At 69.0% G+C, this 23139-nt stretch carries 22 protein-coding genes; 9 read left to right on the top strand and 13 right to left on the bottom strand.

The annotated features are described in order from the left end of the window. Positions 1 to 25: 25 nt before the first annotated feature. The 3 genes from TCCBUS3UF1_RS08005 to TCCBUS3UF1_RS07995 are packed head-to-tail and all read right to left on the bottom strand — an operon-like array spanning position 26 to position 1996. Entirely contained in the window at positions 26 to 235 is a 210-nt protein-coding gene (locus TCCBUS3UF1_RS08005; RefSeq protein WP_014516013.1) for a hypothetical protein, read from the bottom strand. Between the two features lie 5 nt (positions 236 to 240). Continuing rightward, on the bottom strand, positions 241 to 666 hold the full coding sequence (locus TCCBUS3UF1_RS08000) for a DUF1999 family protein (protein ID WP_014516012.1): 426 nt from the start codon (positions 664 to 666) through the stop codon (positions 241 to 243). Positions 667 to 673: 7 nt separating this feature from the next. Further along, positions 674 to 1996: a VWA domain-containing protein gene (locus tag TCCBUS3UF1_RS07995; RefSeq protein WP_014516011.1), complete on the bottom strand. Its 1323-nt coding sequence runs from the start codon at positions 1994 to 1996 to the stop codon at positions 674 to 676. Between the two features lie 35 nt (positions 1997 to 2031). Here TCCBUS3UF1_RS07995 and tsaD point away from each other — a divergent pair, with 35 nt between their 5' ends. Both tsaD and secA read left to right on the top strand, forming a co-directional pair. Further along, entirely contained in the window at positions 2032 to 3003 is a 972-nt protein-coding gene (gene tsaD / locus TCCBUS3UF1_RS07990; protein WP_041433835.1) for a tRNA (adenosine(37)-N6)-threonylcarbamoyltransferase complex transferase subunit TsaD, read from the top strand. Between the two features lie 39 nt (positions 3004 to 3042). Further along, on the top strand, positions 3043 to 6039 hold the full coding sequence (secA, locus tag TCCBUS3UF1_RS07985; RefSeq protein ID WP_014516009.1) for a preprotein translocase subunit SecA: 2997 nt from the start codon (positions 3043 to 3045) through the stop codon (positions 6037 to 6039). Positions 6040 to 6135: 96 nt separating this feature from the next. Here the strand turns inward: secA and TCCBUS3UF1_RS07980 are convergent, their stop codons facing one another. From TCCBUS3UF1_RS07980 to TCCBUS3UF1_RS07945, 8 genes are all read right to left on the bottom strand, one after another. Then, positions 6136 to 7662 carry an ABC transporter ATP-binding protein gene (locus TCCBUS3UF1_RS07980; RefSeq protein ID WP_014516008.1) on the bottom strand — a complete coding sequence of 509 codons (1527 nt, stop codon included), beginning with the start codon at positions 7660 to 7662 and terminating at the stop codon, positions 6136 to 6138. A 126-nt stretch (positions 7663 to 7788) separates the two neighbouring features. After that, the gene (locus tag TCCBUS3UF1_RS07975) at positions 7789 to 8523 is read right to left on the bottom strand and encodes a YebC/PmpR family DNA-binding transcriptional regulator (protein WP_014516007.1); all 735 of its coding nucleotides are present in this window, start codon (positions 8521 to 8523) and stop codon (positions 7789 to 7791) included. Further along, the gene (locus TCCBUS3UF1_RS07970) at positions 8510 to 10045 is read right to left on the bottom strand and encodes a cation:proton antiporter family protein (protein ID WP_014516006.1); all 1536 of its coding nucleotides are present in this window, start codon (positions 10043 to 10045) and stop codon (positions 8510 to 8512) included. The genes TCCBUS3UF1_RS07975 and TCCBUS3UF1_RS07970 overlap by 14 nt, the downstream gene beginning before the upstream one ends. A 68-nt stretch (positions 10046 to 10113) precedes the next feature. After that, positions 10114 to 10752, bottom strand: coding sequence for a DsbA family protein (locus TCCBUS3UF1_RS07965; protein ID WP_014516005.1), 639 nt, complete (start codon positions 10750 to 10752; stop codon positions 10114 to 10116). A 34-nt stretch (positions 10753 to 10786) separates the two neighbouring features. Next, positions 10787 to 11731, bottom strand: a complete 945-nt coding sequence (gene speE / locus TCCBUS3UF1_RS07960; protein ID WP_014516004.1) for a polyamine aminopropyltransferase — start codon at positions 11729 to 11731, stop codon at positions 10787 to 10789. A 2-nt stretch (positions 11732 to 11733) separates the two neighbouring features. After that, positions 11734 to 12132, bottom strand: a complete 399-nt coding sequence (gene speD / locus TCCBUS3UF1_RS07955) for an S-adenosylmethionine decarboxylase (protein WP_014516003.1) — start codon at positions 12130 to 12132, stop codon at positions 11734 to 11736. Positions 12133 to 12154: 22 nt separating this feature from the next. After that, positions 12155 to 14749, bottom strand: coding sequence for a DNA translocase FtsK (locus tag TCCBUS3UF1_RS07950; protein ID WP_014516002.1), 2595 nt, complete (start codon positions 14747 to 14749; stop codon positions 12155 to 12157). A 72-nt stretch (positions 14750 to 14821) separates the two neighbouring features. Beyond that, positions 14822 to 15313 (bottom strand): OmpH family outer membrane protein, encoded by a 492-nt coding sequence (locus tag TCCBUS3UF1_RS07945; RefSeq protein ID WP_014516001.1) that lies wholly within the window; start codon positions 15311 to 15313, stop codon positions 14822 to 14824. 99 nt (positions 15314 to 15412) lie between these two features. On the opposite strand from TCCBUS3UF1_RS07945, the gene TCCBUS3UF1_RS07940 reads away from it, so the two are divergent. Next, positions 15413 to 15850, top strand: a complete 438-nt coding sequence (locus tag TCCBUS3UF1_RS07940) for a hypothetical protein (RefSeq protein ID WP_014516000.1) — start codon at positions 15413 to 15415, stop codon at positions 15848 to 15850. Between the two features lie 88 nt (positions 15851 to 15938). Next, complete coding sequence (locus TCCBUS3UF1_RS07935) at positions 15939 to 16571, top strand: CBS and ACT domain-containing protein (RefSeq protein ID WP_014515999.1); 633 nt, start codon at positions 15939 to 15941, stop codon at positions 16569 to 16571. Here TCCBUS3UF1_RS07935 and pheA read toward each other — a convergent pair. Continuing rightward, complete coding sequence (pheA, locus tag TCCBUS3UF1_RS07930; RefSeq protein ID WP_041433834.1) at positions 16568 to 17389, bottom strand: prephenate dehydratase; 822 nt, start codon at positions 17387 to 17389, stop codon at positions 16568 to 16570. The two genes, TCCBUS3UF1_RS07935 and pheA, sit on opposite strands and share 4 nt — an antisense overlap. 49 nt (positions 17390 to 17438) lie before the next feature. On the opposite strand from pheA, the gene TCCBUS3UF1_RS07925 reads away from it, so the two are divergent. The 5 genes from TCCBUS3UF1_RS07925 to TCCBUS3UF1_RS07905 are packed head-to-tail and all read left to right on the top strand — an operon-like array spanning position 17439 to position 21621. Then, entirely contained in the window at positions 17439 to 18188 is a 750-nt protein-coding gene (locus TCCBUS3UF1_RS07925) for a response regulator (RefSeq protein ID WP_041433833.1), read from the top strand. A gap of 3 nt (positions 18189 to 18191) precedes the next feature. Further along, positions 18192 to 19214 (top strand): peptidoglycan bridge formation glycyltransferase FemA/FemB family protein, encoded by a 1023-nt coding sequence (locus tag TCCBUS3UF1_RS07920; protein ID WP_014515996.1) that lies wholly within the window; start codon positions 18192 to 18194, stop codon positions 19212 to 19214. A 45-nt stretch (positions 19215 to 19259) separates the two neighbouring features. Beyond that, on the top strand, positions 19260 to 19817 hold the full coding sequence (locus tag TCCBUS3UF1_RS07915; protein WP_014515995.1) for a hypothetical protein: 558 nt from the start codon (positions 19260 to 19262) through the stop codon (positions 19815 to 19817). Beyond that, positions 19814 to 20671, top strand: coding sequence for an LptA/OstA family protein (locus tag TCCBUS3UF1_RS07910; protein ID WP_014515994.1), 858 nt, complete (start codon positions 19814 to 19816; stop codon positions 20669 to 20671). The genes TCCBUS3UF1_RS07915 and TCCBUS3UF1_RS07910 overlap by 4 nt, the downstream gene beginning before the upstream one ends. Before the next feature lie 11 nt (positions 20672 to 20682). Then, positions 20683 to 21621 carry a hypothetical protein gene (locus TCCBUS3UF1_RS07905; RefSeq protein WP_014515993.1) on the top strand — a complete coding sequence of 313 codons (939 nt, stop codon included), beginning with the start codon at positions 20683 to 20685 and terminating at the stop codon, positions 21619 to 21621. Here TCCBUS3UF1_RS07905 and TCCBUS3UF1_RS07900 read toward each other — a convergent pair. Beyond that, positions 21618 to 23108 carry an ABC transporter ATP-binding protein gene (locus TCCBUS3UF1_RS07900; protein ID WP_014515992.1) on the bottom strand — a complete coding sequence of 497 codons (1491 nt, stop codon included), beginning with the start codon at positions 23106 to 23108 and terminating at the stop codon, positions 21618 to 21620. The genes TCCBUS3UF1_RS07905 and TCCBUS3UF1_RS07900 overlap by 4 nt on opposite strands. Positions 23109 to 23139 lie beyond the last annotated feature (31 nt).

Raw genomic sequence — 23139 nt, 5'->3', positions numbered from 1 at the left:
GGCACCTCGGCCCTCAGTCTACCCCCTAGAGCATGCCTGCCAGGAAGCCCTCTTCCCGAATGGTGCGGATGAGGTCCATGACCGTGAGGGCCTGGGGATCGTAGGCCACCAGGACCTGGGCGGGCCCGGTGGGTTCCGCCTGCTCTACGCCTTCTAGGCCCCGCAGGGCCTTCAGGATCCGTTCCATGCCCTCGGGGGTGGGCTCCCCCCGGATGCCGATGAGGACGCGGTTCATAAGCCCTATTCTAAAACCCCCCGGGCCTCCCCCCTAAGGCCCCGGCTGCCCAGGACCCGCACCGCCAGGACCAAAGGCCCCACGGCAAACCCCTGGGCCCTTAGGGCTTCCGCCAGCTCCCGGCGCCCCGGGTCCAGGTGGAGGGCCACCTCGTAGACCCCAGCGTCGTAGGCGCTTTTCACTACCGCGGCCAGGAGGCCTTCCAGCACCGCTTGGGAGATGCCCTCTATCCGCACCACCAGCACGGTGGTGGCCTCCCCCTGCCAGACCGCCTGGGCCAGGGCGAAGCCCAAGGGTTCCTCCCCCTCCTCGGCCAGGAAGGAGTGGCCGGTGCGGGCGAAGTGGCGCACGGCCCCGGGGCTTAGGGGCCGGTGGCCCGCCACCCGGTTCAGGGCCTCCAGGTCCAGTTCGCTAAAGGGGCGGAAGCGCATGGGCCCATTATGCCGCCTCCCGCTTCCGCCAGAGGAGGGCTTCCAGGAGGAGGACCAAGGCGGCCAGGAGGGCCAGCCACCGGCCCCCGCCCCCTGGTTCCCGGGGCAGGAAGCTGGCCTGGGGGGTGGGCAGGAGGGTCTCCTCCGGGGCCAGGAGGCCGGTGCGCGCCTCGCGGTAGGGCCGGAGGAAGTTGTAGGCCAGGACGGGGAAGAGGGGCCGGTCCTGGATGGCCTCCAGGGGCGGCAGGTAAAGCCCCCCTTCGGCGAAGTAGAGGAGGCCCTGCCCGTCCTCCCCCTCCGCCAGGGCCTGCCAGGGGGCGGGGGGAGGAGGGGGAGGGGGAAGGCGCTCCCCCAGGAGGGCCACGCCCTCCAGGAGGGGGTGGGGGGCGGTGAGGAGGACGGGAAGGGGCTCCCCCGCCTGGGGGGCGAAGAAGAGGGTGGGCCCCTCGGGGGGGGCCTGGGGCACCCCTATGCGCACCCGCACCTCCCCTCCCGGAACCGTCCCCAAGAGGCGCAGGAGGCGCGTGAGGGCGGGGAGGGATGGGGCCTCCACTCCAAGCCGCCTTAGGCCAAAGCTCGCGGCGTCGTCCAGCCCCAGGGCCCCCCCGTTCAGGACCCGGGCGGAGAAGCTTAAGGGGAGGCCCTCGAGGCGGGCATACCCCCGGGCGGGCACCTCCCGCTGGTAGGCCTGGCCCCCGATCTCCACCCGGGCCAGGAGGGGCCTTGGGGCGCTATTCCCCAGGGCCAGGAACCCCCCCGCCACCGCCACGATCCCCAGGTTCTCCTGGGGGCTGCCCACCCCCAGGTACCCCTCGGCCCCGGGGGGCGGGGGGCCGTCGGTGGCCACCACCACCGGGGCCTTGAGGAGCCTCCTCCCCAGGGCCATGGCCCCCTCCAGGTCCGCCCGGGCATCCCCGGCCTCCAGGGCGAGGAGCCTGGCCCTGAGGGCGACCCCAGGGGCGGGGCCAAAGGCCAAAGGCTTCTCCCCTGCCCGGACCAGGACCGCCTCCGGGGCCCTTTCCAGGAGGGGAAGGAGGCTTTCCTTGGCCAGGTCCAGCCGGGTCTTCCCCCCTTCCCGGGCGGCCATGCTAGCGGAGGCGTCCACCACGAAGACCCTGGGAGGGGGCCCCAAGGGAGGGTCCTCCAGGGCCAGGACCAGGAGGGCCGCGGCCAGGAGGAGGAGGAGGAGCCTGAGGTCGGGCCTGGGGCGGAAGCGGCGCCGCCTTCCCCGCCGCCACAGCCACACCCCCGCCCAGGGCCGGGGCCGGGGCCTGCGGGCCCGGTAGAGGAGGTAGACCAGAAGCAGGATGGGGGGCAGAAGCCAGAGCACCTTCCCCTCCAGCCTAGCCCTGGTAGGGTGGAAGGGTGTGGGTGCTGGGCATAGACACCTCCTGCGACGACACCGGGGTGGGCCTGGTGGAGGATGGCCGGGTGGCGGTGAACCTGGTGGCGAGCCAGGTGGCCCTTCACCAGGCCTTTGGCGGCGTGGTGCCGGAGCTGGCCAGCCGGGAGCACCTGAAGGTGATCCGTCCCCTGGCCGAAAGGGCCCTGGCCGAGGCGGGCATCGGCCCCCAAGACCTTTCCCTGGTGGCGGCCACCCGGGGGCCTGGCCTCATCGGGGCCCTACTTGTGGGCTACGCCTTCGCCAAGGGCCTGGCCTGGGCCCTGGGGCGGCCCTTTTACGCCATCCACCACCTGGAGGCCCACATCGCTGCCGCTTGGCCCGAAGGCCTCGAGCCCCCCTTCCTGGCCCTGGTGGCCTCCGGGGGGCATACCCACCTCTTTGAGGTCCAGGCTCTGGGGCGGTACCGCCTCCTGGGGGCCACCCGGGACGATGCCGCCGGGGAGGCCTTTGACAAGGTGGCCCGCCTCCTGGGCCTCGGTTTCCCCGGGGGGCCGGAGATCGAGCGCCTGGCGCGGGAGGCCGGGGAGGCCATCCCCTTCCCCGTCCCCCTCAAGGGGCAGGAGGGGTACGATTTCAGCTTTTCCGGCCTCAAGACCAGGGCCTTACAGCTGGTGGAGAAGGGCCTACCTGCCCCCGCCCTGGCCCGGGGCTTCCAGGAGGCGGCCATCCTCCACCTGGCCGAGGTGGTCCTGCGGGCGGCCGAGGACACCGGCCACCGCGTCCTCCTGGTGGCCGGGGGGGTGGCCGCCAACCAAGCCCTTCAGGAACGCTTCCGCCAGGCAGGCCTCCAGGTCCACTTCCCCCCCAGGGGCCTCTCCCAGGACAACGGAGCCATGGTGGCCCTGGCCGCCTGGCGCCGTTACCGGGCGGGCCTTCCCCCAAGCCCCCTGGGCCTGGGGGCCACCGCCTACTGGCCCCTGGAGGAAGCCTAAAGGGGTTTCTCATCCCCAGGGAGTACAATCGGCCCTAGGATGCTGGGCCTCATACGGAAGCTTTTTGACAACAACGAGCGGGAGATCGCCCGCTACCAGAAGCAGGTGGTGGAGCCCACCAACCGCCTCGAGGCCGAGGTGGAGCGGATCCCCGACCTGGCCGCGGCCTACCGGGAGCTCAAGGAGAAGCACCAGCAGGGTGCTTCCCTGGAGGAGCTTCTCCCCATGGCCTTCGCCCTCACCCGGGAATCGGCCAAGCGCTACCTGGGCATGCGCCACTTTGACGTGCAGCTCATCGGCGGGGCGGTCCTCCACGAGGGCAAGATCGCCGAGATGAAGACCGGGGAGGGGAAGACCCTGGTGGCCACCTTGGCCGTGGCCCTCAACGCCCTCACCGGCAAGGGCGTCCACGTGGTCACGGTGAACGACTACCTGGCCAAGCGGGACGCGGAGTGGATGGGGCCCGTCTACCGGGGCCTCGGCCTCAGCGTGGGGGTCATCCAGCACACCTCCACCCCGGAGGAGCGCCGCCGGGCCTACCTCTGCGACGTCACCTACGTGACCAACTCCGAGCTGGGCTTTGACTACCTGCGGGACAACATGGCCATCAGCCCAGACCAGCTGGTGCTCCGCCACGATACCCCCCTGCACTACGCCATCATCGACGAGGTGGACTCCATCCTCATCGACGAGGCCCGCACCCCCCTCATCATCTCCGGCCCGGCGGAGAAGGCCACCGACCTCTACTACAAGATGGCCGAGATCGCCAAAAAGCTGGAAAGAGGCCTTCCCCCTGAGCCCGGGGTGCGCAAGGAGCCCACGGGGGACTACACCATCGAGGAGAAAAACCGCTCCGTGCACCTCACCCTCCAGGGCATCGCCAAGGCGGAGAAGCTCCTTGGGGTGGAGGGGCTTTTCAGCCCGGAAAACATGGAGCTGGCCCACATGCTCATCCAGGCCATCCGGGCCAAGGACCTCTACCACCGGGACCGGGACTACATCGTCCAGGACGGCCAGGTCATCATCGTGGACGAGTTCACGGGCCGGCTCATGCCCGGGCGCCGCTACGGGGAGGGGTTGCACCAGGCCATTGAGGCCAAGGAAGGGGTCCGGATCGAGCGGGAGAACCAGACCCTGGCCACCATCACCTACCAGAACTTCTTCCGCCTCTACGAGAAGCGGGCGGGCATGACCGGCACCGCCAAGACCGAGGAGAAGGAGTTCCAGGAGATCTACGGCATGGACGTGGTGGTGGTCCCCACCAACCGCCCCATGATCCGCCAGGACCACCCCGACGTGGTCTACCGCACGGAGAAGGGGAAGTTCTACGCGGTGGTGGAGGAGATCGCCGAGAAGTACGAGCGGGGGCAGCCGGTCTTGGTGGGCACCATCAGCATTGAAAAGTCCGAGCGCCTTTCCCAGATGCTCAAGGAGCCCCGCCTCTACCTGCCCCGCCTGGAGATGCGCCTGGAGCTTTTCAAGAAGGCCAGCGCCAAGCAGACGGGGGAGGCCTGGGAGCGCCTGAGGAAGCTTCTGGAAAAGCCCACCCAGCTCAAGGACGAGGACCTGGCCCCCTTTGAGGAACTCATCCCCCCCAAGGGGAACCTGCGGGCGGCCTGGGAGGGCCTGAAGCGGGCGGTGCACACCCTGGGCGTCCTCCGCCAGGGCATCCCCCACCAGGTGCTCAACGCCAAGCACCACGCCAAAGAGGCGGAGATCGTGGCCCAGGCGGGGCGCTCCAAAACCGTCACCATCGCCACCAACATGGCGGGCCGGGGTACGGACATCAAGCTGGGGGGGAACCCCGAGTACCTGGCCGCGGCCCTCTTGGAAAAGGAAGGGTTTGACCGCTACGAGTGGAAGGTGGAGCTCTTCATCAAGAAGATGGTGGCCGGCCAGGAGGCGGAGGCCCAGGCCCTGGCCCAGGAGCTGGGCGTCAGGGGGGAACTCCTGGAACGGATCCGCCAGATCCGCGAGGAGTGCAAGGCCGACGAGGAGCGGGTGCGGGCCCTGGGAGGGCTTTTCATCCTGGGCACGGAGCGGCACGAGTCCCGCCGCATTGACAACCAGCTCCGTGGCCGCGCTGGCCGCCAGGGGGACCCCGGGGGCAGCCGTTTCTACGTGAGCTTTGACGACGACCTCATGCGCCTTTTCGCCTCCGATCGGGTCATCGCCATGCTGGACCGCATGGGCTTTGACGATTCTGAGCCCATTGAGCACCCCATGGTCACCCGGTCCATTGAGCGGGCGCAAAAGCGGGTGGAGGACCGCAACTTCGCCATCCGCAAACAGCTTTTGCAGTTTGACGACGTCATGGCCCGCCAGCGGGAGGTGATCTACGCCCAGCGCCGCCTCATCCTCCTGGGGAAGGACGAGGAGGTGCGGGAGGCCGCCTTGGGCATGGTGGAGGAGTCGGTGGCGGGCCTGGCGGAGAACTTCCTCAACCCCCAGGTGCACCCCGAGGACTGGGACCTCGAGGGCCTGAAGGCCGGCCTCCTGGACACCGCGCCCCAGCTTGGGGACTTCCCCTTTGAGGAGTTGCGGCGGCTCAAGCCGGAGGAGGGGGTGGAGCGCCTGGTGGAAGCCGCCCTCAAGGCCTACGAGGCCCGGGAGGCCGAGCTCAGCCCTCCCCTCATGCGGGCGGTGGAGCGCTTCGTCATCCTCAACGTGGTGGACTCCGCCTGGAAGGAGCACCTGCACAACCTGGACGTGCTCCGCCAGGGCATCTTCCTCCGGGGCTATGGTCAGAAGGACCCCTTCCAGGAGTACAAGATCGAGGCCACCCGCCTGTTCAACGACATGGTGGGCTTCATCAAGGGGGAGGTGGCCAAGTTCCTCTTCCGCCTCAAGGTGGAGGCGGAGCCGGTGCGCCCGGTGCGGGAGGCTCCTTACGTGCCCGTGCCCGCTCCCCAGGAGGAGGCCCGGCCCTTCGGCGTGGAGAAGAAGCGCCCCACCACCCCACCGCCCCAGCCCGGCCTTTCCCGGGCCGAGCGCCGAAGGCTCATGCGGGAGGAGAAGAAGCGCAAGAAGGGGTAGGCCTTATGCCACCCCATGCGGTCTTGCGACCGTATGGGGGCCCCGGTAGAGAGTAGAGAGTTGTTCGCAGCTTTAAAGCCTGGGTGAAGGCGGGCGCTACCGGGAGTCCACCCCCTGCGGCCCCGCCAGTTCCACCACCCGGTCGAAGCGGCTGTGCAACGCCTCATCCCCGTGCAGTACCACGACCAGGGCCTTTCCCGCGGTCCGGCGCAGGATGAGATCGAGCACCCCCTCGCGGCTCTCGAGGTCCAGGTTGGCCAAGGGCTCGTCCAGAAGGTAGAGGTCGGCCTCTTCGCAAAGCAGGGCGCCGATGGCGGCCCTCTGCCGCTGCCCCGAGGACAGGGCCTCCGGGCGGCGGTCCTCCAGGCCCTCTAGCCCCAGTTCCTTACGGATCCCGGCGTCGGGAACTAGCTCGCGTACCGTCAAGGGCGGCAGTTCCGGGGGAGCGGTGAGCGCGGCCACCCGCGCGGGCCGCTCCACCTTACCCCTCTCGGGGGCTAGATACCCAGAAAGCACGTGCAGCAGGGTGGTCTTGCCCACGCCGTTAGGCCCTACGAGGAGCACGCGCTCACCCGGGCGGATTTCCACCCGCGGCAGCTCCAGCGGGGCCCCGCCCGCGTAGCCCAGCCGCACCCCCTCGAGCCGGGCTTCGGCGGCCGGCTGCACGTAGGGGTCGGGTGCGGAGGAGAGCAGTCCGTGCAAGCGCTCGAGGATCTGCCCGTAGCGGTGGAACTCGGGCACCCGGCGCAACAGGGAAAAGGTGTTGTCCACCGCCCGCCAAAAGGCGTTGACGAAGGCCAAGAACCCGCCGAAGCTCAGCACGCGGATCAGGACGAAGTAGCCGCCCACGACCAGCGCGAGCGTGTTGGCCAGGTTCATGAACACGTCGCTCCAGGCCTGTTGGGCCCACATCAGCCGGTGGCTGCGGTAGGTGTCTTCGAGGTGGGCGCGCAGGGCCTCCCGGTTGGCCGCCAGAGTCGGGCTGAGAAGACGGGGTAGGCCGCGTAGAGCCCGGAAGGCCTTTAGCGATTGGGAGAGGACCTCGAGGTAGCGGGCCTCCGACTCCCGCTCGTACTCAGTCGCCCGGCGAATCCCCGTCCCAACCCGCTGCGCGACCCACAATAGCGGCGGGACCAGGATCGCCAGGGCCAGGGTAGCCTGCCACGACAGGTACAGCAGCACCCCCAGGAAGGTTAGGGCCGCCAGGGCCTGGCGGGCTAGGTCAACCAAGAGGGAAATCGCAGGGGCCAGCCCCTCGAGGACATCCCGGTGAACCCTGCTCACAAAGGCCCCGGCTCCCTCACGACTGAAGTCTTTCCAGTCTATTCGCAGGGCCTGGGCCAGCAGCCGCCCCTCCAAATCAAGCACCACCTGGTTGATAAGGGCCTTCTGCCAGAGGGAGGCGACCCAGAAGAGAGCGATCAGGCCCAGTCCCACAGCGAGGTAGGCGAATCCCAGGAGGGCGAAGCGCCGGAAGTCTTGCGCGATCACCGCCTCGTCGAAGAGCCACTTGAGCATCAACGGATGGAGCAGGGCCTCGGTCGCGCTCACCAGGCTGCTAACCGCCACCAGCAGCAGGAACTCGCCCCTGCGCCCCTCCAGGAGGGTCCATAACGTCTTCATCGGGCATCACCTCGTCCAGCATAAAGTCGGCGGGGCCGGGGCTCGCCACCCGGTGCAGCACCCGCAGAACCCCAGCGCAAACCGGTTGTGATACCACCCCATGCGGGCCTAAAGCCCGCACGGGGGCTAAGCCTCCACCTGGAGGCTCGCGGGGTCCAGGTTGGTGTAGACGTGCTGCACGTCGTCCAGGTCCTCTAGGGCCTCCACCAGCCGCAAGACCTTGGCGGCCTCCTCGGGGCTGAGGGCCACGGTGTTCTGGGGGTGTTGCACCACCTCCACGGCCTCCACCCCCACCCCCCGGGCCTTCAGGGCCTCGGCCATGCGGTAGGCCTCGGCGGGATCGGTGTAGACGGTGAGGCTTTCCCCTTCCTCCTCCAGGTCCAGGGCGCCCAGCTCAATGGCCGCCTCCTGAGCCCTTTCGCTGTTCTCGGCTACGATGACCCCCTTGCGCTCAAACTGCCAGGCCACGCTCCCCGAGGTGCCCAAAGAGCCCCCGTACTTGCCGAAGACGTGGCGTACCTCCCCGGCGGTGCGGTTGCGGTTGTCCGTGAGGGCGTAGACCAGGACCGCCACCCCACCCGGGGCGTAGCCCTCGTAGACGATCTCCTCGTACTGCTCGGCGCCTTCCCCGCCCCCTTGGAGCTTCTGCAGGAGGCGCTCGATGTTCTCCATGGGCACGTCGTCGGCCCGGGCGGCCTCAATGGCGTTCCTGAGCTGGACGTTGGCCTCGGGGTAGGGGCTTCCCCCGGCCCGGGCCGCGGCCTGGATGGCCCTCAGGTGCTTGGAGATGATCTTGCCGCGCTTGAGGTCGTTGGCGGCCTTCTTGCGCTTGATCTGTGCCCACTTGCTATGACCGGCCATGGCTCACCTCACCCATTATAGCCACCGCCTCCAGCACCCTCTCCGCCAGCCGCTCCCCTGCCTCGCGGAAGGGGTGGAAGAGGAGGTTGACCCCCGCCCCCTGGAGCACGGGGTCCTCCTCCAGGTGGAAGCTGGTGGCCGCGAGGATCCCGGGAAAGCCCCGCTCCTTGAGCCAGCGGGCCGCCAGGAGCTTGGCCTCGAGGTCCGGCAAGGCCAGGACCACGGCCTTGAGGCCCTTTAGGTCCAGCCGCTCCCAAAGCTCCGGGTCCTCGGCGTCCCCGTAAAGGACCCGCCGCCCCTTGGCCCGGTGCCGCTCCACCTTCTCCGGGTCGGCGTCCAGGCCCAGGGGCCGCTCCCCGGCTCCCTCCAGCACCCGGTAGACCGCCCCCCCGGTACGCCCCATCCCCACCACCAGGACCGTGGCCCCGTCCAGGCGCTCGGGCTCCTGGTCCGGGTGGAGGCCCTTCCGTTCCAGGCGCAGGAGCCAAGGCTCCAGCCGCTTGTAGAGGACATGGCTGTACCGGGCCACCGGGGCGGAGAGGGCCATGGATAGGGCCACGGTCAGGGCCAAGGTGGTGAGGCCCAAGGGCAGGAAGCCTGCCCGTTCCAGGACCACCCCCACGATGAGGGCGAACTCCGAGTAGTTGCCCAGGTAGAGCCCCGCCACGAAGCCCGTGCGGGCCCGCAGGCCCAGGAGGAGGAAGAGGGCGAAGAAGAGGGGGGTTTTGAGGAGGGAGAGGAGGAGCAACCCCCCCACCGCGGCCACGTCCACCCCCCCTAGCCCCTCCCGCAGGCCAATCTCTAGGAAAAAGGCCACCAAAAAGGCTTCCTTCAGGCTCCACAGGGCCTTGCCCATCTCCGCCCCCTTGGGGTGGCCGGAGAGCAGGGTTCCCGTGAGGAGGGCCCCCAGCTCCGGGGAGAGGCCCACCTGCCGGAACCCCTCCCCTCCCAGAAGGGCCAGGGCCAGGCCAAAAAGGACCAAAAGCTCCTCGTGTCCGCTCTTTTCCAAAAGCCACCCCACCCCCCGGCGCAGGAGGGGGAAGAGGAGGAGGAAGGCGGCCCAGGGACTCACGCCTGCCCCCCCGTACAGGGTGAGGAGGCCCACGGCCACCAGGTCCTGCAGGACCAGGATGCCCACGGCCAGGCGGCCATGGTAGGTGGTGAGCTCCTTTTTGTCCTCCAGGAGCTTGGCCACCAAAACCGTGCTGGAAAAGGCCAGGGCCAGGGCCAGGGGGGGGTGGCCCACCAGGGCCAGGGCGGCCAGGGCAAAGAGGAGGAGGTGTAGCCCCCCTGCCCCCAGAACCCGGACCTCCAGAAGGTCCTGCAGGCGAAGCTTGAGCCCCACGCTGAAGAGGAGGAGCAGGACCCCTATCTCCGCCGCATGGCGCAGGAACTCGGTTTCTCCCAGGCCGAGCCCCCGCAGGGCGAAGCCCGCACCCAGGTAGCCCACCAGGGGGGGCAGGCCCAGGCGGTTGGCCAAGAGGCCCAGGGCGAAGGCGCAGGCCACCCAGAGGGCTTCCATGCCCCAAGGCTAGCAAAGAAAACGCCTAGGGCCAGGGGTGTGCTTCCCCTGGCCCTACACCGCCCGGATTACTTTCCGCCGCCGGCCAGGGCCTTGTCCAGGGCTTCCCTCCACTTGGCGAAGTCCATGTACCCCCCGTACTTCTCCCCGTTGACGAAGAAGGTGGGGGTGCCGGTGAGGCCCAGGTCGGTGGCCAGCTTCTGGTCGGCCAGGACCCCTTCCCGGTGCCGCCCCGAGGCCAGGCACCCGGCAAAGGCTTCCTGGTCCAGGCCCATCTGCCCGGCCAGGTCGGCCAGGTAGCGGTCCAGGGCGGCGCCTTCCAGGTTGCCCCAGGAGGTGGCGGCCCGGAAGAGGACCTCGTGGTACTCGTAGTAGCGGCCCTGGTCGGCGGCACAGGCGGCGGCCTCCCCTGCCCGGATCACGCCGGCCTGGCCGGGGAAGGGGAAATCGCGGAAGAGGTAGCGTACCTTGCCCGTGTCGATGTACTCGGCCTTGATCCGGGGGAGGACCTGGAGGGCGTGGTTCTGGCAATGGGGGCAGAGGTAGTTGGAGAAGTCCACCACCACCACCGGGGCGTCCTCCCGGCCCAGGGCAAACCGGGCCCCCTGGGCGGGGTCCAGCCCGGCCTTCCCCTTGGGGCCCAGGAGGATCCAGCCCAGGCACAGGAGGGCCAGGCCCACCCCTACGAGAACCATGGCGCGCTGCATGGGCCTACTCTACCACGTCCCAGGTGAGAAGCCCTTAGCCCCGGTAGGGGGCCTGGCGCGCCTCCCCCTCGGGGGTGAGGTAGAAGGGGTTGGCGTCGGTGGACACCAGGGTTTCCCGCTCCACCGCCTCTTGGATGTCCTTGGGCAGGACGAACATGGCCTCCAGGTAGGGGGCGGAGAGGTGGCGCAAGGGCAGGTTACGCTCCCGGATGCGGGCCTCGAGGACCCCCTCGGAGAAGGCGGCGGGGTCAAAGGCGTCCGAGGCCAGGAGGAAGCCGAAGTTGAGGAAGAAGCCGGGGATGTGGTTTTTGTAGCTCCGCACGTAGCGGAAGGCCTCCCGCACCGTGCGGTGGATCACCGGGTGGACCCGGTGGTGGGTGAGCATGATCATCCCCGCTTGCATGCCCATCACCCCTCCGGGGTTCAGGTGGGCCTTCACCAGGCGGTAGAACTCCACCGTGTAGAGGAGGCGGGCGGGGTTGTCCTCCCCCACGGGGTCCGTGAGGTCAATGAGGACCACGTCGTAGCTTTCCTGTGTGCGCTCCAGGTAAGCCCGGGCATCCTCAATGATCAGGACGCTCCGGGGATCGTCAAAGGCCCCTTGGTGCCACTCGGGCATGTGGGCCTTGGCCAGCTCCACCAGCTCCCCGTCGATGTCCACCATGACCGCCCGTTCCACCGTGGGGTGCTTCAGCACCTCCCTGAGGGTGGCCCCTTCCCCGCCCCCCACGATGAGGACGGTCTTGGGCTCGGGGTGGGCCAGCATGGCCGGGTGGACCAGGGTTTCGTGGTAGACGTACTCGTCCCGTTCTGTGCTCTGCACGTCCTTGTCCAGGACCAGGACCTTGCCGAAGCCCTGGGTTTGGAAGAGGAAGTAGTCCTGGTACCGGGTGCGGCCGGAAGCGATGACCCGCTCCATGCGCCGCACCATGGTCTCAAAAGGGGTGATGTGCTCAAAGAAGTACATCCCGTAGTCCATGCCTAACCTCCTCCGGCGCCGAAAGCCCGGCGCTTGATGGCGTGTTCCGTCCCCCGCCAGTAGCGGAAGGCCGACTCCTCCTTGGCCCCGAAGGCCCGGGAGAGCCCCTTGAGCACCTCCTCCGGGTCCACCCCGTCCCGGTAGAAGTAGAGGTCCAGGGTGGCGGAGGCGTTGTCCTCGGGCCAGGTGTGGATCATCACCGCCGCCACCGGGCTCACCACCGCCGCGGAGAGGCCCTGGGGATGGAACTTGTAGACCACGGACTGGGCCGAGCCCCTGGGGGCCCCCAGGCGCATCACCGCGTCCAGGAGGGCGGCCTCTACCATCTTGGGGTTTTCCAGCACGTCCAGATCGCAGCCGTAGATCTCCGCTACCCAGCGCCCGCCCGGCACCGTTTCCACAAGGGGCCATCTTAGCACACCCTTAGCCGAAAAAGTCCTTGAGCTGCTCCTTGCTGACCAGGACCTCCCGGGGCTTGGAGCCCTTGGAAGGCCCCACGATGCCCATGGCCTCCAGGGCGTCCATGAGCTTGCCGGCCCGGGCGTGGCCGATGGAAAGCCGCCGCTGCAGGCGGCTTACCGAGCCGTACCCCTCCTCCACCACGATCTCCGCCGCCTTGCGCAGGAGGGGGTCGGAGAAGTCCACCTCCCCGGGTCCAGCCCCTTCCGGGGCCTTGGGGGGCTCAAAGTCGGCCCCGTACAGCTCGGCGAAGCGGTCCTCGAGGCTCTGCCCCCGCAGGAAGCCGCTCAGGCGGGCCACCTCCTCCTCGGAGAGGTAGGGCACCTGCAGGCGCACCGGCTTGGGCAGGCCCGGCTGGAGGAAGAGGGCATCCCCCTGGCCGATGAGCTTCTCCGCCCCCTGGGTGTCCAGGATGGTGCGGGAATCAAAGCCGCTGGCCACGGCGAAGGCCAGGCGGGCGGGGATGTTCACCTTGATGAGGGAGGTGAGGATGTCCACGCTGGGCCGCTGGGTGGCCAGGATGAGGTGCATCCCCGTGGCCCGGCTCATCTGGGCCAGGCGGAGGATGGCCGCCTCCACCTCCTTGGGGGCGGTCATCATCAGGTCCGCCAGCTCGTCCACCACGATGACCAGGTAGGGAAGGGTTTCCCCGCCCTCCCTTTCCATCTTGGCGTTGTACTGCTCCAGGTTCCGCGCCCCCACCTGGCTCATGAGGCGGTAGCGGCGTTCCATGTGGGCCACCGCCCCCTGGAGGACCCCGGCGGCCTCCTCGGGGCTCGTGACCACCGGGCGCACCAGGTGGGGGATGCCCTCGTAGGGGGTGAGCTCCACCATCTTGGGGTCAATGAGGAGGAGGCGGAGGGTGGTGGGCAGGTGCTTGAAGAGGAGGCTGGCGATGAGGACGTTGATGGCCACGCTCTTGCCGCTTCCCGTGGAGCCGGCGATGAGGAGGTGGGGCATCTTGGCCAGGTCCCTGACCCAGATCTCCCCCTCAATGCTCTTTCCCAGAACCAGGGGGAGGAGGGCCTTGGCGTTTTGGAAGCCCGGGGAGAGGACGGCCTCGGAAAAGCGCACCAGCTCCCGCCTGGGGTTGGGCACCTCCAGGCCCACGGTGTTCTTCCCCGGGATGGGGGCCTCCACCCGCACCGCCCCCACGGCCAGGGCCCGGGCCAGGTCGTTCTGCAGGCTCTGGATGCGGCTGATCTTCTCCCCGGGGGCGGGGAGGAGCTCGTAGCGGGTCACGCTGGGCCCGCGGGCGTGGCCCACCACCTCGGCCTGCACCCCAAAGTGGCGCAGGGTTTCCCCGATGGCCCGCTTGAGCCGCTCGGCCTCCTCCTCCAGGCCCCGGGTGGCCCCCTTGGCCTCGGGCGGGTCCAGGAGGTCGGGGGTGGGGAGGGCCAGGGCGGCACCCCGGGGGGTGGGGGCTTGGGGGGGTGGGGGAGGGGCGGCTTTGGGGGGTGCCGGTTCCGGCTCGGGGAAGACCAGGTCCAGATCCAAGGGTTCCGGGGCCGGGGCCTCCTTGGGGCTTGGCGGTGGGGTGCCGGTGAGGAGGGCCCTCAGGGCCTCGGCCTGGGCCTCCTGGGGCTTGGTGAGGAAGGGAAACCAAGCCGCCAAGGCCTCCTGCCGCCCTTCCAGGTCGGCCACCAGGCCGGCCAGGGCTTCCCAGCGGGCCTTCCGTTCCTCCCTTAGGCGCATGGCCTGGAGAAGGCCGGGGAGCCCCCTCCCCAGCCGGGGCGGGGTGGAGAGGCTTTGGTACCGGGCCAGGAGCCCTTGGGCCTCGAGGAAAAGGGCTGCCCGCCGTTCCTCCAGGGCCTGGCGCAGGGGGCCCTCCCCGGGGAGGGAGTGCTTCAAGGCCTCCAAGAGGCCCTTTAGCCTGGGCTCCAGGGGCCTGGCGTCCCCTTCCATCTGCCGTTTTACCTCCCCAAGCCGCTCCTCCAGGAAGGCCTTGAGGGCCTGCTCCACCCCGGGGAGTTCTTCCGGGGCGAGGCTTTGCGCCAAGGCCTCCAAGGCCTTGTGCTCCGGATAAAGCCGGGCCAGGTGGGCGATCTGCCTCCGGAGGAGGAGGGCCTTCAACCGGTAGCGGGTCCGCCGCACCCCCGCTACCCCCAGGCGCAGCCCCTGGAGGAGAAGGGCCAGGGGCGGCTTCCCCCGCCACAGGTCCAGGACCAGGCTGGCCAGGAGGAGGGGGAGGAGGAGGCCCAAGGCCCCGGCCTGGGCGGTGAGGTGGGCCCGCACCCCCTGGCCCAGGTGCCCGGAAAGGGGGCCCAGGAGGGGGAGGAGGCTAAAGGCCAGAAGGAAAAGGAAGAGGAGATGGCGCAGAAGGGGTTTCAGGGGCTTTTGCCGGAAGAGGGCGCCGGCGAGGAGGAAAAGGCCCAAGGGAAGAAGGTAAGCCGGCAGGCCCAGGGCCTCGTAGAGCCTTTCCCTAAGGAAGGCCCCCAGGGCCCCGGTGGGGAGGGGCAGCAGGGGGGAAAGGAGAAAGAAGCCCGCCCCCGCGGCCAAGGCGGCGGAGGTTTCCAGATCGGGGTTGCGCGTGGGCTTCGCGGCTTTCCGCTTGGCCATCGGAAGGATTATAACCCTTGGAAAGGGCAAAGAAAGCCCCCGGGGGTGCGGCCCCCGGGGGGTGGGGCGGGGCTAGCGCTTCAGCTCCCGGATGACCGCCTGGGTCAGGTCGGTGTCCTCGTCGGCGTAGACCACCAGCCCCGACTGGGCCGCCACCTGCCGGCTCATGACCACGGCGAAGCCTTGGGCCTTGGCCACCTTGGCGATGGCCTGGTCCACGTCCTCCAGGATGGGCTTGAGCACCGGGTTCTGCCGGTCCTGCCATTTCTTCACCGTGTCCTGGTAGGTCTTGAGGAGGGCGTCGTAGTCCTGCCGCTCCTTGGCCGTGGCCTGCCCCGAGGCGATCTTCTGGTTCAAGGGTTTCAGCTTCTCCTCCAAGGGGGCGATCTCCTTGCGGGCCTGGGCCTGCAGGTCCTGGACCTTCTTGTAGTCGGGGTGGGCCTGCACCAGAGCGTCGGCGTCCACGAAGCCCACCCGGGTGGAGAGGGTCTTGTTCTGGGCCAGCATGGGGGTGAGGAGGGCCCCCAGGGCCAGGAGGAGGGCGGCCAGGGAAAAGCGCTTCATGGAGGAAAGCCTAACGGCTTGCGGTGAAGCCTGCGTGAGAGAAACCCCCCTTCCCCTTGGCCCCTGGGCGGGGTATCCTCCCCGGAGGAGGTGATGGGTGTGCGCAAAGCTTGGCTTCTTCTGGCGCTTCTGGCCTTGGGTACCGGGGCCTTGGCCCAGCGGGCGGTTTCCTTCCGCCTTTCCCTGCCCCCGGCGGGGCTTGGCCTTGGCCTCGAGGCTCCCCTGGAGCGGAACCTGGCCTTCCGGGGTTTTGTGGACCTCTTCCCTGGCGGGCCCAACGTCCTGGCCGCGGGGGAGGTTCTCTTCAAGCCCGATCTGGGCCAGCTGGACCGGGACCTTAGGGGGATCCGGCCTTACTTCGGCGGCGGGCTGGCCGGGTACTTTGGCGGGGCAGGGGAGGTGGGGCTCCACCTCTCCTTGGGGGTGGAGTTCCTCCTGGATGCCCGCACCGGCCTTTTCCTGGACGGGGAGTACTTTTACCCCTTTGGAGGCCCGGGCCACTTTGGCCGTACGGTGATCGGGGCTAACCTGCGCTAACCTTCCTTTTCCTCCCCCGTCCAGAAAACCTGGACGGGGGACATTGTTCACCGTCACCTGGGGTAAACTGAGGCTTGGAGGTGAAAGCATGCTGGTCAGGGACTGGATGACCCAAGACCCCCTCACCGTGGCCCCGGATACCCCGGTATTGGAAGCCATCAACCTGTTGAAGCAGAAGCGTTTCCGCCGTCTGCCCGTGGTTAAGGACGGGAAGCTTTTGGGCCTGGTGACCGACAAGGACCTGAAGGACGCCATGCCCTCCAAGGCCACCACCCTCTCCGTCTGGGAGATGAACTACCTCCTTTCCAAGCTCACGGTGCAGGAGGTGATGGCCAAGCCCGTGATCACCGTGGGGGCGGAGGAGCCCTTGGAGAAGGCCGCCCTCCTCATGGAGGAGAAAAAGATCGGCGGCCTTCCCGTGATGGAAGGGGAGCGACTGGTGGGGATCATCACCGTAACCGACGTGCTCCGGGCCTTCATCGAGGTCCTGGGCTTGAGGCTTGGGGGCCTGCGCCTCACCGTGGACATCCCCGATGTGCCCGGGGCCCTGGCCCAGATGGCCCAGGCGGTGCCGCCGGCCAACATCGTCTCCATCGCCACCGCCGCCCATCTGGAGGGCTACCAGCGCCTGGTCCTCCGGGTGGTGGGGGAGGACGTGGCCGGGGTGCCCGAGCGCCTGAAGGCCGCGGGGGAGCGGGTGGTGGACGTCCGCCCGGGCTAGGCCCCGTTGCGGTAGGCGGGGTAGGAGCCCAAGACCTTCAGGAAGGCGGCCCGCCGCAGGAGGCCTAGGAGGGCCTGGGCCGGCCCCGGGTCCTCCAGGTGGCCTTCCAGGTCCAGGTAGAAGAGGTAGCTGAACGGCTTGTCCCGCCTGGGCCGGGACTCCAGCTTGGTGAGGTTCACCCCGGCCTCGGCGAAGACCTGGAGGGCTTCTAAAAGCCCCCCAGGGCGGTGGCGCACGGCGAAGACGATGCTGGTCTTGTGGCTCCCCTCGCCTTTGGGGGCTTCCTCCCGGCCGATGACGAAGAAGCGGGTGTAGTTGTGGGGGTAGTCCTCGATGTTCTCCGCCAGGACCTGAAGGCCATAGAGTTCCGCCGCCCGCCGGCTGGCGATGGCCCCCACCCCGGGCTCGGGATGCTCGGAAAGGGCCCGGGCGGCCCCGGCGGTGTCGTAGACCGGGATGGGGGTGAGGCGCATCCGGGCCAGGAAGCCGTCGCACTGGGCCAGGGCCTGGGGGTGGCTCTTCACTGCCTTAAGGTCCTTGAGCGCGGTGCCCGGGGGGGCCAGAAGGCAGTGCTCCACCTTGTGGACGATCTCCCCCACCACGTGCAGGTCGCTTTCCAGGAGGAGGTCATAGGTTTGGTTGATGCTCCCGGCGGTGGTGTTCTCCACCGGCACCACCCCTAGGTCCGCCTCCCCTCCTTCCACCGCCTCAAACACCTGGTGGAAGGTGGGGAAGCCCAAGGGGATGGCCCCGGGGAAGGACTTGAGGAGGGCCTCCTCGCTGTAAGCCCCCTCCGTGCCCTGGAAGGCGATCCTCATGCCCTTCATGGTACACCGCCGATAGACAGGAAAAACCCGCTGGCGTAGCATGGCCTTCGTGGCGCGGTTGCTCGTGGTGGACGATGACCCCCGCATCCGCCACCTCTTGGAGGTGGTCCTCTCGGGTTCGGGCCACGAGGTGGTGCTGGCGGACTCGGCCAAGGCCGCCTTGGAGTACCTGCGGCAGGAAACCCCGGACCTGATCCTCTTGGACATCATGATGCCCGATATGGACGGCCTGACCCTTCTTGGGCGCATCCGGGCGGTGCGCCGTCTGTCCAAGGTTCCGGTGATCATGTTCACCGGGGGTGGCCGGGAGCTGGAGGGGCCAAGCCGCGCCCTGGGGGCGGATCTTTTCCTGGAGAAGCCCATTACCGGGCGGCGCCTCAAGGAGGCGGTAGAGGGCCTTTTGGCCCGGGAGGGGTATCTGCTGCCCACGGGGGAGCGGGTGGCCTCCTTGGAGGAGGTGGGGGCCCGCCTGCGCCAGGCCCTGCCGGAGGAGGCCCGCTTCCGCGCCCTTTGGCTCAAGACGGGAAGCCGCCGGGCCCTCCTGGGGAACCTGGTGGCCAAGGGGTGGACCGAGGCCCTTTTGCGGCGCATCCTTCCCGGGGACTACGACCTCTTTGACCTGTTGGGCCACCTGGCCTACGGCTGGCCCCTTGTTCCCCTGAAGGAGCGGGCGGCCAAGGTCCAGGACCCCCGTTTTGCCTCCCTTCTCCAGGCCTACCTGCGGGAGATGCGCCTGCCCTTGGAGGAAGGGGAACTTCTGGAAGAGCTGGCCCAGGCCCTGTACGCTTAGGGGGTGCCTGAGCTTGTAGAGATCCCCGACCCCGAGGCCTGGAACCGTTTGGTGGCCTCCTTTCCCATTACCAGCGCCTTGCAGTCCTGGGGCTGGGGGGAGGTGAAGCGCCTTTCCGGCTGGACCCCTAAGCGCCTGGCCGTGTACCAGGGGGAGGTCCCCCTCGGGGCGGCCCAGGTCCTCCTGCGCCCTTTGCCGGGAGGGTTGCGCCTGGCCTATGCCCCCAGGGGACCAGCCCTGGGGCGTTTAGAGGACCTGCCCGCCGTGGCCCGGGCCCTGGCCCGAGGGGTAAGGGCCGCGCATCTGGTCCTGGAGCCGGAGGTGGGTTTGGGGGCGGAGGAGGAAGTCCCTGGCTTTCCCGGTCTTTTGCCCGAGGAACCCATCCAGCCCGGATTTTCCCTGTGGCTGGACCTTACCCAGGGGGAGGAGGCCCTCCTTAGGGGCATGAAGGAAATGCACCGGAGGAACGCCCGCCTGGCCCTCAAGCGCACCCAGCTTTCCGTGGAGGGGGAGGGGGCTTTCCCGGAGTTTTTCCGCTTGTTTGCGGAAACCAACCGCCGGGCTAAGCTCCTGCAGCACGCTGAGGACTACTACCGGGCCGTGCTTCGGGAGATGAACCAGCCCCTAGGGGAGGCCTTCATCGCCCTGGCCCGCAAGGAGGGGGAGGCCTTGGCGGCAGGGCTTTTTGTGGCCTTTGCCGGCAAGGTGGACTACCTCTATGGGGGAAGTAGCCGCGCCCACCCCGAGGCCAAGGCCCCCATGGGCATGCACCTGGCCGCCATCCGCCATGGCATAAGCCGGGGCTACCACACCTACGATCTCTGGGGCGTGCCCCGCACCCCGGAAGGGAGCCACGCCGAGGGTATCTGGCGCTTCAAGGAAGGCTTTGGCGGGAGGCGGGTGCGTTTTCCTGTCTACACCCTGCCCCTCAGCCCCCTCTACCGGCCCCTCAAGACCCTCCTGCGCCTGCGCAAGACCTGGGTGAACCTCCGGGTGCGGGGCAACCCGCGGGATGTGCTGGGGTAGCGGCTCTTGTCATCTTTCTCAAGGCCTCCTGGATAAGGTGGAAGCGTGGTGCGGTTCCTCTTCCTCCTCTTCTTGGTCTTAGGACTTGCTTTCCTGAGCCTCTTGCACCGGGGTTCTGAGGCCTCTTTGAGACCGGAGGCGGTGCGCCTTATGGGGGTGGAGTTCCTCCTTTTCCCCGAGGAAGAGGGGGTAGAGTGGCGCTTCGTGGCCCGGGAGATGGTGGAGGAAGGGGGGATGTTCCGCATCCGCGGGGGGCTTTTGGGGGAGCGGTGGGTGGAGGGCCGGCTGGACCTGCGCCTTTTCGCCCCGGAGGTGGCGGTGGAGCCCGGGGACAACCTGCGGGCCCCCTATGCCCGGGCGGAGATCCTCAAGGGGTGTTACCGCCTAGAACTTTCCGCCCCCGGCCTGGGGGAGGTCCTCATCCGCCAGAAGGAGGGCTTCTTCGCCCCTTGGGTGCGCATTGAAGCCCCAAACCTCCGCGGGGAGGCCCAGGCCTTCCGCTCCGACTTCGCCCTGGAGCGCCTCGAGGCCCAAGCCCCCCGGTTTGAGTTCCCCGCTGGGGGAACCTTTGGCCCTTGTACCGTGGAAGGAGGGAGTTCGTGAGACGAGCGGTTTGGCTTTCCCTTATCGGTTTGGCCTTGGCGGCTTCGGGGGTGCGGGTGATCCAGGTGGAAGGGGGGAGGCTTTCCGGGGACCTGCGCTACGGCCCCTGGACCTTTGAGGGGGAGGTGCGGGGCCGGGTCAAGGACCTGGAGATCCGCGCCCCCAGGGCCACCCTCACCGCCCCCAAGGGCAAGACCATGCAGGAGGCGGAAGGGGAGCGGGAGGCCCGCTTTGAGGGCGGGGTGGCGGTCCGAAGGGGCCGGGTGGAGGCCCAGGGGCCGGCCCTGGTCTACCGGGAGAGGACCGGGGAAGGGGAGCTTTTGGGGCCAGCCCGCATGCGCCAGGAGCCCCGGCCAGGAGAGGATCCGGTGGAGGTGGAGGCCAGCCGCATGGCCTTCCAGGTGGACACCGACACCTCCACCAGTGAGAACGCCCTCCTGAAAAGCGGCAACCAGGAGGGACGGGCAGGCTTCGTCTACTACGAGGAGGAGAAGGGCCTCGCCGTCTTTACCGACCCCAAGGAGGTGGTCCTCACCCGCAAGCGCCGGGACGGGGACCTGGTCATCCGGGCCAAGGAGGTGCGGAGCCTCACCGGCCCCAAACGCCTCATCGCCACCGGTGGGGTGCGCCTGGTGGACGGGGACCTGGTCACGGTGGGGGAGAGCCTCTACTACGACGACACCACCGGGGAGGCCATCGTCTTGGGCAGGCCGGCGGTGAGCGAGAACAAAAAGGAGGGGTTTAGGCTTTCCGGAAGCACCCTCCTCCACAACGTGAACCGCCACCAGGTGCGGGTCTACGGCCGGGCCTTCCGCCTCCCGGTGGAGGAGTTCCGGAAACTGGGCGAACGCTGAGGCTGGGGCTCATGGCTTTTCCTGCTCGCCTGGCCCTAGGGCTTGCCCTTCTTCTCGTCCTTTGGGCCTTGGGGCAGGAAACCTTCCGCCCCGAGGTGGAGCTCACCCGCAAGGAGAAGCGGGTGGTGGCCTGGGTGAGCGGGGAGGAGGAAAGCCTTTTCTACGCCGACTACGGGGACCTCTGGGTGGGGGTCCTGGAAGACCTGGCCCAGGACCGGGTCCGGGTGGGGGGGCGTACCTTTTTCCGGGACGAGGGGAGCGCCTTGGAGGAGGGGCTGAAGCCGGGGGAGAGGGTGGAGGCCGCCTATAACCCCGACCTCCTGCGGGAGGAAGCCCCCTACCTCATGCGCCTGCGGCGGGCGGGGGAGGCCAAGGCCGAGCGGTACCTGCGCCTGGTCCTCTTTGACCCCAAGGGGGTGGAGGTGCGCCTGGGGGAGACGGTGCGGGCCTCGGGGCCCTTGGCGGTGGTGGAGCGGGGAGGAAGGGAGGAGCTTTTCCTCTCCGGGGGGGAGGCCCGGTACCTGGAGGCGGAGGGCCGCCTGGAGGTGAAGCCCCTTCCCGGGGAGGTGGCCGTGGCCGAGGGGGGGGTTTGGGTAAAGGGGCGCCGCCTGCGCTACCTGAACGACACGGGGGAGGCCCTTTTGGAAGGCCCCCTCGAGGTGCGCCGGGAGGGGGAGAAACCCCTTTCGGGGAAAGCGGGAAGCCTCCGCTACCTCCTGGACGAGGACCGCCTCTGGCTCCTCGGGGGGGTGGAGCTCGTCCAGGGCGGCCGGACCACCCAGGCGGAGCGGGCCCTCCTGCGGGAGAAGGAGGGGTACGCCTACCTCTACGGCGGCGTGGAAAGCCGGGAGGAAAAGGGGTACGTCCGGGGGGAGCGGGTGCGCTACGCCCTCAAGACCGGGGAGGTCCTGGTCCTGGGCAAGGTGGCGGGGGAGTTCCGGGAACCCTAGGCGGGGATGCCGGCCATCATGAGGCCCAGGCGTTCCTCCGTGGCCTCCTCGGGAGTCAGTTCCCCCACGATCCGCCCCTCGTACAGGACCAGGATGCGGTCGGCGAGGCTTAAGACCTCGGAGAGGTCGGCGGAGACCAAAAGCACCGCCAGTCCCCGGTCCCGGGCCTCCACCAGCCGCTGGTGGATGAACTCAATGGCCCCCACGTCCACCCCCCGGGTGGGCTGGGCGGCGATGAGGAGCCGGGGTCCCCGCAGGAGCTCTCGCCCCACCACGATCTTCTGCTGGTTTCCCCCGGAGAAGCGCCGCGCGGAGAGCTCCGTGGAGCGGGGCCGGACGTCAAAGGCCTCCACCAAGCTCTTGGCGTGGGCTTCGGTGGCCTTGGGGTCCAGAAAGCCCAGGAAGCCCCGGAAAGGAGGGCGGTGCTGGTCCCCGAGGATGGCGTTCTCCCGCACGGAGAAGTCCAGGACCAGGCCCCGGGCGTGCCGGTCCTCGGGGATGTGGCTTATCCCCTTTTCCCGCACCTTCCGGGCTAGGGGGGGGAGGGGCTCCCCCAGGTAGCGCGCCACGCCCCGGTGGGGACGGAGGCCGGCCAGGGCCTCCACCAGCTCCGTCTGGCCGTTTCCCTCCACGCCGGCGATGCCCACGATCTCCCCGGCCCGCACCCGGAAGCTGACCCCCTTGAGGCGGGGCGGGGCGGCAAACCCCTCCACCTCCAGCACCACCTCCCCCGGCCTGGCCGGACCCTTGTGCACCCGCAACACCACCTCCCGGCCCACCATCATCCGGGCCAGGGCCTCGAGGGAGGTCTCGGCGGTGCGCACCGTGCCCACCACCCTCCCATCCCGGATCACCGTGACCCGGTCGGAGACCGAGAGGACCTCCTTCAGCTTGTGGCTGATGAAGATGGCCGCGTTGCCCTTGGCCACGTAGGCTCTCAGGAAGCGGAAGAGCTCCTCGGCCTCCTGGGGGGTGAGGACGGCGGTGGGCTCGTCCAGGATCAGGATCCTGGCCTGGCGGTAGAGGGCCTTCAGGATCTCCACCCGCTGCTGTAGGCCCACGGGCAGGTTCTCGATCCTTTCGTCCAGGGGGACCTGGAAGCCCAGCTCCTCCATGAGGGCCGTGGCCCGCTTCCGGGCTTCCTCCAGGTTCAAAAAGAGGGGGCTTCCCGGTTCCAGGCCCAGGACCAGGTTTTCCAGCACCGTGAAGGGTTCCACCAGCATGAAGTGCTGGTGGACCATGCCGATGCCGTGGGCGATGGCGTCCAGGGGGCTTTTGGGCCGGTAGGGCTTCCCGTTCACCCAAATCTCCCCCAGGTCGGGGGGTTGGAGGCCGTACACGATCTTCATGAGGGTGGACTTGCCCGCCCCGTTCTCCCCCACCAGGGCCAGGACCTCCCCCCAGGCCAGGTCCAGGGAGATGTGGTCGTTGGCCAGGACCAGGGGGAAGCGCTTGGTGATGTCCTTGAGGACCAGGGCCTTCTCCACGCCCGGAGTATACAAAAAGGCCGGGGGTTTC

Origin of the sequence: Thermus sp. CCB_US3_UF1, assembly GCF_000236585.1 — a bacterium.
GTDB lineage: Bacteria > Deinococcota > Deinococci > Deinococcales > Thermaceae > Thermus.
The sequence above is the reverse complement of the archived record's forward strand: the minus strand, read 5'-3'. Positions and strand labels throughout refer to the sequence as shown.